The sequence below is a fragment of the Rhizobium sp. 01N447_2 genome (assembly GCF_056399245.1).
Window position 1 is genome coordinate 36,768 of record NZ_JBFTQY010000030.1, and the last position, 16,362, is coordinate 53,129.

Below are 16,362 nucleotides of genomic sequence, written 5' to 3' on the forward strand. Positions count from 1 at the left end.
TGCATGCGTGATGAAACTTATAATGAAAATTAGGCCTGGCAGCAGCTCCTGAAGCGCTCGACGCAGGTGGCGATCACTTCGTCGGCCGGGCGTTTCCACCAGTTCTCGGCCGAAAAGATCTCCACCTCCTGCGCGCCGAAGAAACCGGCGGCCTCCACCATCCGTCTTATGCCTTTGAGGTCGATCACACCATCGCCCATCATGCCGCGGTCGAGCAGCATGTCCTTTGTCGGCACCAGCCAGTCGCAGATGTGATGCGCGAAGATGCGTTTCATGCGGCCGGCGCGGGTGATCTGGTTGGCAAGATCGGGATCCCACCAGACATGGTAGACATCGACCGCAACGCCGACATCCTCGCCGAGCTGCTCGCACATATCGAGCGCCTGACCGAGCGTGTTCACGCAGGCACGGTCGGCGGCATACATCGGATGCAGCGGTTCGATGGCGAGCTTGACGCCCGAGGCCTGTGCATGCGGCAAAACGGCGGCGATGCCGTCGAACACCATTTGGCGGGCTGCGACGATATCCTTCGAAGCGCCCGGCAGACCGCCGACGACGAGCACGAGGCAATCGGCGGAAAATGCTGCCGCCTCATCGATGGCCCGTCTGTTGTCGTCGAGGTTTTTCTGCCAGTCGGCATCGTTCGCCGCCGGGAAGAAGCCGCCGCGGCAAAGGCCGGTCAGCTTGATGCCGTTCGATTTGACGATCCGCACCGCCTCGTCGAGACCGACCTTGGCGACCTGGTCGCGCCACGGCGCAATCGAAGTGATGCCGTGTTTCAGGCAGATATCGACGGCCTCGGCGAAACCGCATTGCTCGCGGATCGTCGCCAGGTTGATCGAAAGTCCTTCGACCCGCATGTCATTCTCCTCCCATCACTACAGCGCCGCGCGTCTCTTCAGACGCGCAAAGGACGCTGTAGCATTTTGAATTGCTGCATAATTTTGTCCTCAAATCGGTTCCGACTTAAGGACAAAATTATGCAGCAGCCCGTGCTTCAGTTGACGCCGTGGACGGCAAGCACCTGTTTCATGCGCGCCGTTGCGAGTTCCGGATCGGCGAGAACCCGGGCCTTGTCGGCCAGGCGGAAGAGTTCGGCCAGATGTGTCAACGAGCGGGTGCTCTGTTGGCCGCCGACCATGACGAAATGATCCTGCAGGCCGTTGAGATAGGCGAGGAAGACGACGCCGGTCTTGTAGAAGCGGGTCGGCGCCTTGAAGATGTGGCGCGACAGCGGCACGGTCGGCTCCAGCAGGTCGAAGAATTCATGGTTGCTCTTGCGGCCGAGCGCCTCGAGCGCTGCCGAGGCTGCCGGCGCGATGGCGTCGAAAATGCCGAGCAGCGCGTCGGAATGGCCCTCTTCGTCGCCGGCGATCAGTTCGGCATAGTTGAAATCGTCGCCGGTATACATGCGCACGCCTTTCGGCAGCCGGCGGCGCATCGCCACTTCCTTCTCCTTGGAGAGCAGCGAGATCTTGATGCCGTCGATCTTGTCGGCATGGGCCTCGATCACCTCGAGGCAGGTGGACATGGCCTCGATGTGATCACCGTTGCCCCAATATCCCTCAAGCGCCGGGTCGAACATTTCGCCCAGCCAGTGGATGATGACGGGTTCCTTGACCTGGCGAAGGATGCGGTCATAGACGCTTACATAGTCGTCCGGCCCTTTTGCTGCGGCGGCAAGCGCCCGGCTCGCCATCAGGATGATACGGCCACCGGCCGCCTCCACGGTTTCGATCTGCTCCTCATAGGCCCGGAGGATCGTGTCGATAGTGACGTCAGGTCCCGGCGTCAGATGGTCGGTGCCGGCGCCGCAGGCGATCAGCGCATCCTTGCGGCCGGCCGCCTCACTGAGCGCCCGGCGGATCAGGTCGCGCGCTTCCGGCCAGCCGAGGCCCATGCCGCGCTGCGCCGTATCCATCGCTTCGGCAACGCCGAGGCCGAGGTCCCAGAGCCGGTGGCGGAAGGCGAGCGTCCGCTCCCAATCGATCGCCGGCGTCAGCCACGGATCGTTGTCGGCGAGCGGATCGGCGACCACATGGGCGGCGGCAAAGGCGATGCGCGGAAAGGCCTTGGCGTCGCGCTTGGCGAGCGCGATCGGCGTGCCGGTCAGCGTGTAGGGAACGATCTTGCCGTCAAGAGGGAGATTGATCGTCGTCACGGCTCAGAACTCCAGCGCGGGAACGTCGAGCCAGCGGCGCTCGGCCCAGGATTTCAGGCCGAGTTCGGCAAGCTGTACGCCCTTGGCGCCAGCTTCCAGCCCATAGGGCCACGGCGCATCTTCGACAACATGGCGGATGAACATTTCCCACTGCGCCTTGAAGCCGTTGTCGAAGGCCTGTGTGTCCGGAACCTCGTCCCAGGTCTTGTAGAAGTCGATCGTCTGCGGCTGGTCCGGGTTCCACACCGGTTTCGGCGTGTTGACGCGGTGCTGGCTCCAGCATTTCGTCAGGCCGGCAACGGCTGAACCATGCGTGCCGTCGACCTGGAATGTGACGAGGTCGTCGCGGCGGACGCGAACCGCCCAGGAGGAATTGATCTGCGCGATCGCGCCGCCTTCGAGCTCGAAGGTCGCATAGGCCGCATCGTCCGTGTCGCAATCATAAGGCTTGCCCTGCTCGTCGATACGGCGCGGAATATGCGTAGCACCGAGGCAGGATACGGCCTTGACCTCCCCGAATAGATTGTCGAGCACGTAGCGCCAATGGCAGAGCATATCGAGGATGATGCCGCCGCCGTCGCTCTTGCGGTAGTTCCAGGACGGGCGCTGGGCGGGCACGCCCCAATCGCCTTCGAAAACCCAGTAGCCGAATTCGCCGCGCACCGAGAGGATCTTGCCGAAGAAGCCGGAATCCCTCAGCAGCGCCAGCTTGCGCAGACCGGGCAGGAAGAGCTTGTCCTGTACCACGCCGTGTTTGAGGCCGGAGCCGCGCGCCTTGCGGGCAAGGTCGAGTGCCACCTGCAGATCGTCGGAAATCGGCTTCTCGCAATAGACATGCTTGCCGGCATCGAGCGCCTTAGACAGCAGCTCGGCCCGCATCAGCGTCGTGCCGGCGTCGAAGAAGATCGTGTCGTCGGGATTGGCGAGGGCTGCATCGAGATCGGTCGACCAGCGCTTGATGTTATGCTTCTTCGCCAGCTCTTCCATCTTGGCGCCGTTGCGCCCGACGATGATCGGATCGATCTCGAGTTTCTCACCCGATTTCAGCGTGATGCCGCCCTGGTCGCGGAAGGCGAGGATAGAACGCACCAGGTGCTGATTGTAACCCATGCGGCCGGTGACGCCGTGCAAGATGATCCCCAAGCGTGCCATTTTTTCCTCCCAGCAGGTTTTTGCGGCGGGAGCGGGCATCCTGGCGCGGCCCTCCCAAGCCGGTAACTAAACAGTTACTTGATGGCAGAAGAGCGGCGCGGCTGTCAATAGTCAAATCCGAATTTCGAGATTCAGCGCTTGATCGAGGCGAGCGTGACGTGGACGATATGCCTTTCCCAAGCATTGAGATGGGTCGGCTCGATCAGGTCGCGGCCGAAGATCGTCGAAAGCGTATACTGGTTGGACAGGTAGAAATAACCGAGCGAGGCGATCGTCAGGTAGACATGCAGGGGATCGGCGGTCTCGATGAAGACGCCCTGCTTCTTTCCTTGCTCGAGCACGTCCGAAAGCTCGCCGATCAGATGCGAATGCAGTTCCTTGAGCCGGACGGACTGCCGCAGCCAGCGGGCCCGGTGCAGATTTTCCGTGCCGAGCAGGCTGAGGAATTCCGGATGCTGGAGAAAATAACGCCAGGTGAAGAGTGCCAATTCGCCGATGCCTTCCTCCGGGCTGCGGTCGCCGATATGCAGCGCGCGTTCGGCGGTGCGGATGCCGACATAGGCTTCCTCGAGCACTCTGAGGTAGAGCTGCTCCTTGTCGCCGAAATAATGATAGAGCATGCGCTTGTTGGTGCCGGCGCGCTCGGCGATCGCATCGACGCGAGCCCCGCCCATGCCGTTTTCGGCAAATTCCCGGGTTGCGGCATCAAGGATAGCAGCGCGTGTCCGCTCCGGATCGCGTTGGGTCGTCCGTTCTGCCGATGGGCGTCGAGACCTTTTCTTTCCCCCATTCTCCCCGCTGTCGTTCATCTCTCCACCTCCGTCTTCACATGTTGCGCTCATAAGCCTTCGGTGCGAAATTGTAAAAACCGAATTTGAAGAGCCTGCGAGCGACACCGCTTGACACGCTCGCCGCTTTGCCCGTAGCTTGTAACCAATTAGTTATTTATGCAAGGGTAACTAGGTTCGGAAGCGTGTGGAGGCGCTTCCCTTTTGGAGGAGGAAAAAATGAGCCTACGTGTAAGCAGACGTAATTTCGTTGCGGGAGGAGCGACGCTTCTTTCGCTCTCGGCGCTGGGAACCAGCGCTTTGGCACAGGAAACGCGCCTGCGTCTCCTGTGGTGGGGTTCGCAGCCGCGCGCCGACCGCACCAACAAGGTATCGCAGCTCTATCAGACGAAGAAGCCGGGCACGTCGATCACCGGCGAATTCCTCGGCTGGGGCGACTACTGGCCGCGCCTTGCGACCCAGGTCGCCGGCCGCAACGCGCCCGATGTCATCCAGATGGACTATCGCTATATTGTCCAGTATGCGCGGCGCGGCGCGCTCGCCCCGCTCGAATCCTATATGCCGGCCAAGCTGAACCTCGACGATTTCGACAAGGCGCAGATCGAAGGCGGCAGCGTCGACGGCCATCTCTATGGCGTCAGCCTTGGGGCGAATTCGGCCGCCACGGTCCTGAACACCACCGCCTTCAAGGAAGCCGGCGTCGATCTGCCGACCCAGGCGACCACCTGGGAAGAATTCGCACGCATGGGGGCTGAGATCACCAAGGCAGGCAAGCGCAAGGGCATGTTCGGCATGGCCGACGGCAGCGGCGGTGAACCGCTGTTTGAAAATTGGCTGCGCCAGCGCGGCAAGGCGCTTTATACCGCCGACGGTAAGATCGCCTTCGACGTGGACGATGCCTCCGAATGGTACGACATGTGGGCCAAGTTCCGTGCGGCCGGCGCCTGCGTTCCTGCCGATGTCCAGGCCCTCGACAAGAACGATATCGACACCAATACGGTTTCGCTCGGCAAGTCGGCCGCCGGTTTTGCCCATTCCAACCAATTCGTCGCCTATCAGGCAATGAACAAGGACAAGCTGGCGCTGACCAACTACATGCGCGTCAAGGCGGATTCGAAGGGCGGCCATTATCGCAAGCCTTCGATGTTCTTCTCGGTCTCCGCCCAGTCGAAAGCCGTGGACCTGGCCGTGGACTACGTCAATTTCTTCGTCAAGAACCCCGAGGCAGCGCTGCTTCTGGATGTCGAACGCGGAATTCCGGAATCGAGCGCCATGCGCGAGGTCGTGGCGGCGAAGCTTGATGAGAACGGCAAGATTGCGCTGGCCTATGTCAGTGGCCTTGGCGATCTCGCCGGCAAATTGCCGCCGCCGCCGCCGGCCGGCGCCGGTGAAGGAGAGCTGATGTTACGCAACATCGCCGAACAGGTCGGCTTCGGACAGCTGTCTCCCTCCGACGGCGGCAAACAGCTTGTCGCTGAAATCACGCAGATTCTCGCACGAGGCTGATCCCGTATGAGCAATGCGATGCGCACGCCCGCAGGGGCCATCAATGTGGAAAGATATCAGGGGGCCGTGGCCGAAGGACGCTTCAGGCGTCTGTGGAATGCCAATGCTCCCGGCTATCTCTTCCTTCTTCCATGGCTCATCGGCTTTTTCGGGCTGACGCTCGGGCCGGCCCTGATTTCGCTCTACCTCTCCTTCACCGACTTTGACATGCTTCAGTCGCCGCGGTGGGTGGGAATGGCGAATTACGTGCGCATCGCCACGGCGGATCCGAAATTCTCGGCTGCTATGCATGTCACCCTGACCTATGTCGTCTTCTCGGTGCCGTTCAAGCTGACCTTCGCCTTGCTGGTCGCCATGGCGCTGAACCGCGGCCTGCGCGGGCTGTCGATCTATCGTGCCATCTTCTATCTGCCGTCACTGCTGGGCGGTAGCGTGGCGATCGCCGTGCTCTGGCGTCAGCTTTTCGCCAGCGATGGCCTCGTCAATGCCGCGCTGTCGCATTTCGGCATCGAAGGTCCGAGCTGGATCTCGCATCCGAGCTATTCGATCTACACGCTGGTGGCGCTGTCCGTCTGGCAGTTCGGCTCGCCGATGATTATTTTCCTGGCCGGCCTGCGCCAGATCCCGCAGGATATGTATGAGGCCGCGAGCCTCGACGGCGCCTCCAAGTTCCGGCAATTCTACAAGATCACGCTGCCACTTCTGACGCCGGTGATCTTTTTCAATGCCGTCGTCCAGACGATTGATGCTTTCAAGGCCTTCACGCCGGCCTTCATCATATCCGGCGGCACCGGCGGTCCGATCAACTCGACGCTGTTCTACACGCTCTACCTCTATCAGGAAGCCTTCGGCAATTTCCGCATGGGCTATGCTTCCGCGCTCGCCTGGATCCTGGTGTTGATCATCGCGATCTTCACCGCCTTCTCCTTCCTGACCTCGCGTTATTGGGTGCACTACGATGACTGAGATGACCGCTTCCGTCACTGCGGCCAGGCCGCCATCCGACATCACCAAACGCAGCCTGCCGGCGTCGCTGATCATCCACGCCCTGCTGATCGCTGCTTCACTTCTCATGCTCTATCCGCTGTTGTGGATGGTTTCGGCGTCGGTCAGGCCGGAAAACGAGATCTTCTCGTCGACCTCGCTCATCCCGTCGTCGATCGATTTCTCCTCCTATGCGCGCGGTTGGGTCGGCCTCGATGTCAGCTTCGGCCGGTTCTTCTGGAATTCGCTGGTCATCTCGCTGCTGGTGGTGACAGGCAATGTCATCGCTTGTTCGCTGACAGCCTTCGCCTTTGCGCGGCTGCGTTTTGTCGGCCGGAACTTCTGGTTCGCGATCATGCTCGGCACGTTGATGATCCCCTATCACGTGACGCTGATCCCGCAATATGTGCTCTTTCTCGATCTCGGCTGGGTCAACACCATCCTGCCGCTTGTCGTGCCGAAGTTCCTGGCAAGCGATGCCTTCTTCATCTTCCTGATGGTGCAGTTCTTCCGCGGCATCCCGCGCGAACTCGATGAGGCGGCGATGATGGATGGCTGCAGCGCTTGGCGCATCTACTGGAAGATCATGCTGCCACTGTCGCTGCCGGTGATGGCAACGGCTGCGATCTTCTCCTTCATCTGGACCTGGGACGATTTCTTCGGTCCGCTGATCTACCTGAACGATATGAACACTTATACGATCCAGCTCGGCCTGCGCACTTTCGTCGATTCCACCAGTGCATCGGATTGGGGCGGTTTGTTCGCCATGTCGACGCTGACGCTCGTGCCGGTGTTCTTCTTCTTCCTGTTCTTCCAGCGCCTGCTGATCGAGGGCATCGCCACGACGGGTATGAAGCGTTGATGGCGATAACGGGAAAGAGCGACATGAGCATCAGGACGGTGGCGATCGTTGGTTGCGGTATCGGCCGCTCCCACATCGTCGAAGGTTACCTGCCGCATTCCGATAAGTTCAGGGTCGTGGCGATCTGCGACCTAAACGAGCAGCGCATGGCGGCGGTCGGCGACGAGTTCGGCATCGAACGGCGCACCACCTCTTTTGCGGAACTGCTGGCCGACGACACGATCGACATCATCGATATCTGCACCCCTCCCGGCATCCATCTGGAACAGGTTGTCGCGGCCCTGGCTGCCGGTAAACATGTCGTCTGCGAAAAGCCGCTGACGGGCTCGCTTGCCGCCGTCGATACCATCATGGAAGCGGAAAAGACCGCCAAGGGCGTGCTCATGCCGATCTTCCAGTACCGTTACGGCGACGGCATTCAGAAGGCCAAGCGGATCATCGACGCCGGTATTGCCGGCAAGCCCTATACCGCTTCGGTCGAAACCTTCTGGCTGCGCAAGCCGGAATATTACGCCGTGCCTTGGCGTGGCAAATGGGCGACGGAGCTTGGCGGCGTGCTCGTCACCCATGCCCTGCATCTGCACGACATGCTGATGCATCTGATGGGCCCGGCGGCCAGGGTCTTCGGCCGCGTCGCCACCCGTGTCAACGATATCGAGGTCGAGGATTGTGCCTCCGCCAGCTTGCTGATGGAAAACGGCGCCTTTGTCTCGCTGTCTTGTACGCTTGGTTCGCAGGAACAGATTAGCCGGCTCAGGCTGCACTTCGAGAATGTCACTTTCGAAAGCAGCCACGAGCCCTATACCCCCGGCAAGGACCCCTGGAAGATCATCGCCGCGAATGACGATGTGCGGGAGCAGATCGAACGGGTGGTTGGCGACTGGCAGCCGGTTGCGCCGCGTTTCACCACCCAGATGGGCCAGTTCCACGCTTTCCTCAGTGGCCATGCGCCGCTGCCGGTGACGACGAAGGACGCCCGCCGCGCGCTGGAACTCGTCACCGCCATCTACCAGTCTTCCGACAGCGGCGCTGACGTGCCGCTACCGGTTGGTCCCGACAGTCCGAAATACGCCGATTGGCGCGCAAGAACGAAGTAACCGGTAAAATAAGAAGAGAGGGTTTGAGAAGATGGCAACCAGTGTCGTTCTTCAGAAGGTCGAGAAGCGCTACGGCTCGCTGGATGTGATCCATGGCATCGACCTGACGATCGATCCCGGCGAATTCGTCGTTTTTGTCGGCCCCTCGGGCTGCGGAAAATCGACCCTGCTGCGTATGATCGCCGGTCTCGAGGAGATCACCGGCGGCGGGCTGCTGCTCGACAACGAGCGCATGAACGAGGTGGCTCCTGCCAAGCGCGGCATCGCCATGGTTTTCCAGTCCTATGCGCTCTATCCCCACATGTCGGTCTATAAAAACCTCGCCTTCGGCCTGGAGACGGCGGGTTACAAGAAGGCCGATATCCAGCCGAAGGTGAAGCGCGCCGCCGAGATATTGCAGATCGAGAAGCTCTTGGAGCGTAAGCCGAAGGCGCTCTCCGGCGGCCAGCGCCAGCGTGTCGCCATCGGCCGCGCCATCGTGCGCGAACCGCGGATCTTCCTGTTCGACGAACCGCTGTCGAATCTCGATGCCGAACTGCGCGTGCAGATGCGCGTCGAGATCTCCCGCCTGCACCGCAGCCTCGGCAATACGATGATCTATGTCACCCATGACCAGGTCGAAGCCATGACGATGGCGGACAAGATCGTGGTGTTGAATTCCGGCCGTATCGAACAGGTCGGCGCGCCGCTCGATCTCTACAACAACCCGGCCAACCGCTTCGTCGCCGGCTTCATCGGCAGCCCGAAGATGAATTTTCTGAAGGCCCGCATCGAGCAGGTCGGCGAGACCGAAACCAGCATCCATGTCTGCGGCAATTCGGTCCGCCTGCCGCGCCGGCTGAAAGGCGGGGCGGGGGAGGAGGTCACCTTCGGCATCCGCCCCGAGCATCTTTCGCTGGCCGAAGGCGCCATCACGCTCTCGACCATCAACGTCGATCTCGTCGAAAATCTCGGCGGCGCCACCATGCTCTACACCACGACGCCGGATAGCCAACTTCTGACCGTTGCGCTCGACGGCCAGCAGAAGGTGGAGCGCGGCGCCAATGTGAAGGCTTCCTTCGATCCGGCCCGCTGCCACGTCTTCGATGCCGCCGGCAAGACGATCTAAGCGCACCGCTGCTTGACGCCGATCCTCCCCTGCCCCATCATTTCGACAGGGGTCGAACAGGATGATTTTAGGCCGGGTCGGCCTAAAATCTGAATCCTGTTCTACATTATATAGTTAGAGCATAATGTCGTCCGAAAACCGCTCACACTTTTCGGCATCATGCTCTGGGGGAATAAGCATGACGCCTGAAGATAGGATTCATGCGCTTGGCATCTGGCAAGGCCCGATCGAAATCTCGCCGATAGCAGGCGGCATCACCAACAGAAACTATCTGGTCAGCGATGCCGTCGCACGCTGCGTGGTCAGGCTCGGCACCGATATTCCGATCCATCACATCAGCCGGCAGAACGAGCTTGCCGCAAGCCGTGCCGCCCATGCCGCCGGCATATCGCCAGCGGTCATCCACCATTCGCCGGGCGTCCTGGTGCTCGACTATATCGAGGCGAGGGCGCTTTCGCCGGAGGATATCAGGACGCCGCAAATGCTCTCCCGGGTCTTGCCCCTGGTGCGCGCCTGCCATCGCGACATCGCCCGGCATTTCCGCGGCCAGGCGATGATCTTCTGGGTCTTCCACGTCATCCGCGATTACGCCGCCAATCTGAAGGCGTCGGAGAGCGCCTATCTTCCTCTGCTGCCGGGACTCGTCGGCAGGGCTGAGACGCTGGAAGAAGCGGCAGGGCCTTTCGAGATCGCCTTCGGCCACAACGACCTGCTGGCCGCCAACCTTCTCGATGACGGCAAGCGCCTCTGGCTGATCGACTGGGACTATGCCGGTTTCAACACGCCGCTTTTCGATCTTGGTGGATTGGCCTCCAACAACGAGCTCTCGGAAGCGGCCGAGCACACGATGCTGGAGACCTATTTCGACCGGCCGCTGACCGGTGATCTCAGCCGGCGCTATGCCGCGATGAAATGCGCCTCGCTGATGCGCGAGACGCTGTGGAGCATGATTTCGGAAATTCATTCCAGCATCGATTTCGATTACGCCGGCTACACGGCCGAAAATCTCGTGCGCTTCGAGCGCGCCTATCATGCCTTTGAACAGGACCGATAAATGACGAAGGAATTACCGAAAACGGCGAAAGCCGTGGTCATTGGCGGCGGCATTGTCGGCTGCTCGGCAGCCTATCATCTCGGCAAACTTGGCTGGACCGATACCGTGCTGCTGGAGCGCAAGAAGCTTACCTCGGGCACCACCTTCCATGCCGCCGGCCTCGTCGGCCAGTTGCGCACCAGCGCCAATATCACCCAGCTCCTCGGCTATTCCGTCGATCTCTACCAGCGGCTGGAGGCGGAAACGGGTCTCGGCACCGGCTGGAAGATGAATGGCGGCCTGCGCCTTGCCTGCAATGAGGAACGCTGGACCGAGGTCAGGCGCCAGGCGACCACCGCCCAGTCCTTCGGCCTCGAAATGCAATTGCTGACTCCGCAGGAAGCCTTCGATCTCTGGCCGCTGATGACGGTCGACGACCTCGTCGGCGCTGCCTTCCTCCCGACCGACGGCCAGGCCAATCCCTCCGACATCACCCAGGCGCTGGCAAAGGGCGCCCGCATGTCGGGCGTTTCGATCTTCGAGGATACCGAAGTCCTCGACCTTGAAATCGACAAGGGGAGGATTCGTGCCGTCGTCACGGCGCAAGGGCGCATCGAATGCGAGCGCGTCGTCGTCTGTGCCGGCCAGTGGACGCGCGCCTTCGCCGCCCGCTTCGGCGTCAACGTACCGCTGGTCTCGGTCGAGCATCAATACATCATCACCGAATCCTTCGGCGTGCCCTCCAACCTACCGACGCTGCGCGATCCCGATCGCCTGACCTACTATAAGGAGGAGGTCGGTGGCATCGTCATGGGCGGCTATGAGCCGAACCCCATTCCCTGGGCGAAAAGCGGCATTCCCGACGGTTTCCACTACACGCTGCTCGACAGTAATTTCGACCATTTCGAACAGATCATGGAACAGGCGCTCGGCCGCGTTCCGGCGCTGGAAAATGTCGGCGTCAAGCAGCTGCTGAACGGCCCGGAAAGCTTCACGCCGGACGGCAACTTCATTCTCGGCGAGGCCCCGGAGCTGAAGAATCTCTTCGTCGGCGCCGGTTTCAACGCCTTCGGCATCGCCTCGGCCGGTGGCGCCGGCATGGCGCTTGCCGAATGGGTGACGAAGGGCGAACCGCCCTATGATCTCTGGCCGGTCGATATCCGCCGTTTCGGACGTCCGCATTTCGATACCGACTGGGTGCGGACACGCACGCTCGAAGCCTACGGCAAACATTACACCATGGCCTGGCCGTTCGAGGAACATGCGAGCGGCCGCCCCTGCCGCAAATCGCCGCTCTATGACCGGCTGAAGGCGCAGGGCGCCTGTTTTGGCGAAAAGCTCGGCTGGGAGCGGCCGAACTGGTTTGCCGATCTCTTCGCCAACGAGGAGCCGAAGGATATCTACAGCTACACCAGGCAGAACTGGTTCGATGCCGTCGGCCGCGAGCACAAGGCGGTGCGCGAAGCGGCCGTCATCTTCGACCAGACGTCCTTTGCCAAATTCGTGCTGAAGGGCAGGGATGCCGAGGCAGCCTTGTCCTGGATCGCCGCCAACGATGTCGCAAGGCCTGTGGGATCGCTTGTCTACACGCAGATGCTGAACGACAAGGGCGGTATCGAATGCGACGTGACGGTCGCCCGCATCGCCGAGAATGAATATTACATCGTCACCGGTACTGGTTTCGCCACCCATGACTTCAATTGGATCGCCCGCAATATCCCGGCGGAGATGCATGCCGAGCTGGTCGATGTCACATCCGCCTATTCCGTGCTGTCGCTGATGGGACCGAATTCCCGCGCCGTGCTGGAAAAGGTGACGGGCAGCGACGTCTCGAATGCGGCCTTCCCCTTCGGCAAGGTCAGGACCATCGGCATTGCAGGCTGCCCGGTGCGGGCGCTGCGCATCACCTATGTCGGCGAGCTCGGCTACGAGCTGCATGTTCCCATTGAATATGCGACCACGGTCTATGACGTGCTGATGGCATCAGGCGGTGAGCTCGGCCTCGCCAATGCCGGCTACCGCGCCATTGAGAGCTGCCGCCTGGAAAAGGGTTATCGTGCCTGGGGGTCGGATATCGGTCCCGACCATACGCCTATTGAAGCCGGTCTCGGCTGGGCGGTGAAGATGCGGAGGAATATCCCGTTCCGCGGCCGTGAGGCGATCGAACGGCAGCTTGCGGGCGGCGTGAAGAAGCGCCTCGCCTGCTTCATTCCGGAGGATGCGGATGCCGTGCTGCTCGGCCGTGAAACAATCTATCGCGACGGCAAACGCGTCGGCTGGCTGTCGAGCGGCGGCTTCGGTTACACGCTGGGCAAACCGATCGGCTACGGCTACGTCCGCAGCCCCGACGGCGTGACCGAGGATTTCGTCCTCTCCGGCGCCTATGAGCTTGACGTCGCCCGGGAACGCATCCCCTGCAAGGTATCGCTGTCGCCGCTCTACGATCCGGATATGGCGCGCATCAAGGCGTAGCGGGATCTAGAAAAGCGGCAGCCGGTCGTCCTGGATCAGGATCTCCAGCTTGTCTGACACATCCTGTGTCCACGCCCGATTTCCTGTCAAAGCTGCCGGGAAGAGTCCCGGAAGGGTGAAAAGAGCCGCCGAGATCGCAAGGCCGGTGCGCGGGACATCGGCGATTAGAGCGGCGATTTCGCCAGCACGGGGATCGCGCAGTTCATAGCGCTCGCCGTTGCCGTGCTCGCCGATCGCATAGCGCATCCATGCCGCTACGGCGATCGCATAGGTCTCCGCCTTGTCGCCATGCGCCAGTGCCTCGGTTGCCGGTTCCAGCAGCCGCTGCGGCAGTTTCTGCGTGCCGTCCATGGCGATCTGATAGGTGCGATGTGCGATTGCCTTGTTTGCAAAGCGCGCTATCAATTCGCTGGCATAGTCATCGAGATCGATGCCGGGAACCGCATCGAGCGTTCTCGCCGCTGCATGCATGTGGCGGTAGGCAAGGGCTGCCAGGCCGGCATCATCCATCACGTCGCGAATAAATTCATAGCCGCCGATATAACCGAGATAGGCGAGCAGCGAATGGGCGCCGTTCAGCATCCGCAGCTTCATTTTTTCGTAGGCCGATACTTCCTCGACCATCAGCGCGCCGCGGACCTTTTCCCAGGCCGGCCGCCCATTGGCGAAATGATCTTCGATGACCCACTGCGTAAAAGGCTCTGTCTCGACCGCCGCCATGTCGGTGCGGCCCGTTAGCCGCTCGGCATCGGCATAGGTCGCTTCGGTGCTTGCCGGCGTGATGCGGTCGACCATCGTCGAAGGGAAGGGCACATTCGCTTCGATCCAGCGATGCAGGTCGGGGTCGATGCGGGAGGTGAATTCGAGCACGAGGCGTTTTAGAACCGCGCCGTTGCTCGGCAGGTTGTCGCAGCTGAGCGGCGTAAAGGGCGCGATCCCCTTCTGCCGGCGGCGCGCAAGGCCTTCGACGAGGTAGCCGATGACGCCGCGCGGCGTATGCCGGCTGGCGAGATCGGCGACGATATCGGGGTGCTTCAGGTCGAGGCCGCCGGTTGCCGGATCGAAACCATAGGCCTTTTCCGTCACCGTCATGCTGACGATGCGGATAGCGGGATCTTCGAGCCGCGCCAGCAGGCCAGCCGGATCGCGCGGCGCCACATGCGCCTTCAGGATCGAACCGATCACCTCCGCCGTCGTGCCCGAGCTGTCGCGGATCAACGTCGTATAAAGCCCGTTCTGAGCGCTCAGATTGTCAGCGACATCGGCGGTGCGCAGGCTCGCCACCTCGATGCCCCAGTCTCCGCCGCTCACCGCAATTGCGGCATCGGTAAACGGCGCGACATGCGCGCGGAAAAAGGCGCCCGGCCCAAGATGCAGGATGCCGCTTTTCAGCTGGTCGCGGTCATAGGCGGGAAGCTTCGCCGTCGGGGCGAGGCCGGAAAGGGTCTCTAGTCGTTCGGTCACAGCTTATAGGCCTTCTTCGCATTGCCATAGGAGAGTTCGCCCGCGACGATCTCGGCTTCCCGCTTGGAAATCCGGTGCTCGGCGGCAAGCTGGGCGAGGAAGCGGCAGACTTCACGGCGCCAGACGTCATGCCGGGCCGGGATCGAAAGCAGCGCGCGCGTATCGTCGTTGAAACCCGCCATATTGGCAAAACCTGCCGTTTCCGCAACCTGGTCGAGATAGCGCCGGATGCCGTTCGGGCTGTCGTAGAACCACCAGGGCGGGCCGATCATCAGGCAGGGCCAGTGGCCAGCCATCGGCGCCAGCTCGCGTGCATAGGTCGTCTCGTCGAGCGTGAACAGCAGCACGCGCAAACCCGGTGCGTGGCCGTATCTGGAAAGCAGCGCATTCAGGCCGCCGACCCAGTCCGTGCGTGTCGGGATATCGGCGCCCATATTGGGGCCTCGGGTCGCAAAGAGCCCGCGGTCGGTATTGCGTCTGGAGCCGGCATGGATCTGCATCACCATGCCGTCCTCGGCCGAAAGCCCGGCCATCTCGGTCATCATCTGGCCACGGAAGAGCTCGGCCTCGGCGGCCGAAAGCGGACCCTTCAGCGCCTTGTCGAGCAGCGCCTGTTTTTCCGCAGGCGGCAGGTCGGCGGTGAAGGCCGTCGGCACGCCGTGATCGGTGGCGGTGGCGCCGAACTGGCGGAAATAGGCGCGTCGGCGCCGATGCGCCTCGATCAGGCCGTCCCAGCGCGTCACCTCAGTGCCGGTGATCTCTCCGAACTTGATGAGATTGTCGCGGAAGCCGACGGCGTCGGGATCGGTGACACTGTCCGGCCTGTAGGTGGTGCGCACTTTGCCGATCCAGCCGTCCGCCGCCAACTTCTGGTGATGCGCCAGTGGGTCGAGCGCGCCATCCGTCGTCGCGATCGTTTCGATGCCGAATCGCTGATGCAGCGCCCGCGGGCGGAATTCGGGAAGCGCAAGCTGGGCATTGATATGGTCGTAGAGCGCATCGGCATTATCAGCCGTCAGCGGCTCGGTGCAGCCGAGCACGGCCGACATGGCGTGGTCGACCCAAAGGCTCGAAGGCGTTCCGCGGAAAAGATGATAATGTGCGGCAAAGGTCCGCCAGATCGCCCGTCCCTCAGCCACCGGTTTGCCGTCGAGCCGCGGCACGCCGAGCTCGTCCAAGGTGACGCCGACGCTGTGCAGCATCCGGAAGAGATAGTGATCGGGAATGACCAGCAGCGAGGCCGCGTCTTCGAAGGGCTTGTCGTCGGCAAACCAGGAGGGTTCGGTATGCCCGTGCGGGCTGACGATCGGAAGATTGCGCACCGTCTCGTAGAGGTCTCGCGCGATGGTCCGTGTTGCCGGATCAGCCGGAAAAAGCCGGTCCGGATGAAGAAAGCCGTTTCCTGCATCCATCAGTATTCCTCCCAGATGGACAACTGGCCTACCCCACAACATCAGGCACGGCAAGGTCTTTTAGTAACCAAACGGTACAGTTTTACGCGTGGCTGCGCCGGGCATGGAAAGCATTGACGCGGCGGCCTATTTCCGCTTTGCAGAACCATCTGTTCTGCCGGTTTCGGCAAAGGAGGATCTAGAGCCTTTCCGGGTTAGATTGTAGTATTCTGTTGGCTCAAACGGAGTCGGATGGTCGACCGGCCGGCGCGCGTCGTATCCCAGCTCTACGGCCAAGCCGGCCGGTCGAGCAGGCGGCCCGTTTCAGCCAACCCGAAGGGCCG

Annotated in this window: 13 protein-coding genes; 7 read left to right on the plus strand and 6 right to left on the minus strand. The window is 61.8% G+C overall.

The window, feature by feature from the left end; all coding sequences use genetic code 11:
* Positions 1 to 29: 29 nt before the first annotated feature.
* The 4 genes from AC1ECN_RS20680 to AC1ECN_RS20695 all read right to left on the minus strand — a co-directional run bounded on the left by AC1ECN_RS20680 (position 30) and on the right by AC1ECN_RS20695 (position 4,122).
* A complete protein-coding gene (locus AC1ECN_RS20680; RefSeq protein WP_130662562.1) occupies positions 30 to 860 on the minus strand; it encodes a sugar phosphate isomerase/epimerase family protein in 831 nt (276 codons plus the stop codon).
* 137 nt (positions 861 to 997) lie between these two features.
* A complete protein-coding gene (locus AC1ECN_RS20685; protein WP_130662563.1) occupies positions 998 to 2,161 on the minus strand; it encodes a dihydrodipicolinate synthase family protein in 1,164 nt (387 codons plus the stop codon).
* A 3-nt stretch (positions 2,162 to 2,164) separates the two neighbouring features.
* Positions 2,165 to 3,313: a Gfo/Idh/MocA family protein gene (locus tag AC1ECN_RS20690; RefSeq protein ID WP_130662564.1), complete on the minus strand. Its 1,149-nt coding sequence runs from the start codon at positions 3,311 to 3,313 to the stop codon at positions 2,165 to 2,167.
* Positions 3,314 to 3,444: 131 nt separating this feature from the next.
* A complete protein-coding gene (locus AC1ECN_RS20695) occupies positions 3,445 to 4,122 on the minus strand; it encodes a TetR/AcrR family transcriptional regulator (protein WP_130673325.1) in 678 nt (225 codons plus the stop codon).
* Positions 4,123 to 4,320: 198 nt separating this feature from the next.
* Between AC1ECN_RS20695 and AC1ECN_RS20700 the strand changes: the two genes are divergently transcribed.
* From AC1ECN_RS20700 to AC1ECN_RS20730, 7 genes are all read left to right on the plus strand, one after another.
* Complete coding sequence (locus tag AC1ECN_RS20700) at positions 4,321 to 5,607, plus strand: ABC transporter substrate-binding protein (RefSeq protein ID WP_130662566.1); 1,287 nt, start codon at positions 4,321 to 4,323, stop codon at positions 5,605 to 5,607.
* A gap of 6 nt (positions 5,608 to 5,613) precedes the next feature.
* Positions 5,614 to 6,573 carry a carbohydrate ABC transporter permease gene (locus AC1ECN_RS20705; protein ID WP_064250138.1) on the plus strand — a complete coding sequence of 320 codons (960 nt, stop codon included), beginning with the start codon at positions 5,614 to 5,616 and terminating at the stop codon, positions 6,571 to 6,573.
* The gene (locus tag AC1ECN_RS20710) at positions 6,566 to 7,453 is read left to right on the plus strand and encodes a carbohydrate ABC transporter permease (RefSeq protein ID WP_026157525.1); all 888 of its coding nucleotides are present in this window, start codon (positions 6,566 to 6,568) and stop codon (positions 7,451 to 7,453) included. Before AC1ECN_RS20705 ends, AC1ECN_RS20710 begins: the two co-directional genes overlap by 8 nt.
* Positions 7,453 to 8,550 carry a Gfo/Idh/MocA family protein gene (locus tag AC1ECN_RS20715; RefSeq protein WP_197727425.1) on the plus strand — a complete coding sequence of 366 codons (1,098 nt, stop codon included), beginning with the start codon at positions 7,453 to 7,455 and terminating at the stop codon, positions 8,548 to 8,550. The genes AC1ECN_RS20710 and AC1ECN_RS20715 overlap by 1 nt, the downstream gene beginning before the upstream one ends.
* A gap of 31 nt (positions 8,551 to 8,581) precedes the next feature.
* On the plus strand, positions 8,582 to 9,658 hold the full coding sequence (locus AC1ECN_RS20720) for an ABC transporter ATP-binding protein (RefSeq protein ID WP_130662568.1): 1,077 nt from the start codon (positions 8,582 to 8,584) through the stop codon (positions 9,656 to 9,658).
* Positions 9,659 to 9,836: 178 nt separating this feature from the next.
* Positions 9,837 to 10,712, plus strand: coding sequence for a phosphotransferase (locus tag AC1ECN_RS20725; RefSeq protein ID WP_130662569.1), 876 nt, complete (start codon positions 9,837 to 9,839; stop codon positions 10,710 to 10,712).
* Complete coding sequence (locus tag AC1ECN_RS20730; protein WP_130662570.1) at positions 10,713 to 13,163, plus strand: GcvT family protein; 2,451 nt, start codon at positions 10,713 to 10,715, stop codon at positions 13,161 to 13,163.
* Between the two features lie 6 nt (positions 13,164 to 13,169).
* Here the strand turns inward: AC1ECN_RS20730 and AC1ECN_RS20735 are convergent, their stop codons facing one another.
* Together AC1ECN_RS20735 and uxaC are read right to left on the minus strand one after the other, a co-directional pair.
* The gene (locus AC1ECN_RS20735) at positions 13,170 to 14,627 is read right to left on the minus strand and encodes a mannitol dehydrogenase family protein (RefSeq protein ID WP_477953969.1); all 1,458 of its coding nucleotides are present in this window, start codon (positions 14,625 to 14,627) and stop codon (positions 13,170 to 13,172) included.
* Entirely contained in the window at positions 14,624 to 16,039 is a 1,416-nt protein-coding gene (gene uxaC, locus AC1ECN_RS20740; RefSeq protein ID WP_130662572.1) for a glucuronate isomerase, read from the minus strand. Before uxaC ends, AC1ECN_RS20735 begins: the two co-directional genes overlap by 4 nt.
* Between the last annotated feature and the right edge of the window lie 323 nt (positions 16,040 to 16,362).

Bases quoted from the DNA above. Each gene is read 5' to 3' on its own strand.
- AC1ECN_RS20700 (WP_130662566.1), top strand. From the start codon at position 4,321: ATGAGCCTACGTGTAAGCAGACGTAATTTCGTTGCGGGAGGAGCGACG.
- AC1ECN_RS20695 (WP_130673325.1), bottom strand. From the start codon at position 4,122: ATGAACGACAGCGGGGAGAATGGGGGAAAGAAAAGGTCTCGACGCCCA.
- AC1ECN_RS20725 (WP_130662569.1), top strand. From the start codon at position 9,837: ATGACGCCTGAAGATAGGATTCATGCGCTTGGCATCTGGCAAGGCCCG.
- AC1ECN_RS20715 (WP_197727425.1), top strand. From the start codon at position 7,453: ATGGCGATAACGGGAAAGAGCGACATGAGCATCAGGACGGTGGCGATC.
- AC1ECN_RS20705 (WP_064250138.1), top strand. From the start codon at position 5,614: ATGAGCAATGCGATGCGCACGCCCGCAGGGGCCATCAATGTGGAAAGA.
- AC1ECN_RS20720 (WP_130662568.1), top strand. From the start codon at position 8,582: ATGGCAACCAGTGTCGTTCTTCAGAAGGTCGAGAAGCGCTACGGCTCG.
- AC1ECN_RS20730 (WP_130662570.1), top strand. From the start codon at position 10,713: ATGACGAAGGAATTACCGAAAACGGCGAAAGCCGTGGTCATTGGCGGC.
- AC1ECN_RS20680 (WP_130662562.1), bottom strand. From the start codon at position 860: ATGCGGGTCGAAGGACTTTCGATCAACCTGGCGACGATCCGCGAGCAA.
- AC1ECN_RS20710 (WP_026157525.1), top strand. From the start codon at position 6,566: ATGACTGAGATGACCGCTTCCGTCACTGCGGCCAGGCCGCCATCCGAC.
- AC1ECN_RS20690 (WP_130662564.1), bottom strand. From the start codon at position 3,313: ATGGCACGCTTGGGGATCATCTTGCACGGCGTCACCGGCCGCATGGGT.
- uxaC (WP_130662572.1), bottom strand. From the start codon at position 16,039: ATGGATGCAGGAAACGGCTTTCTTCATCCGGACCGGCTTTTTCCGGCT.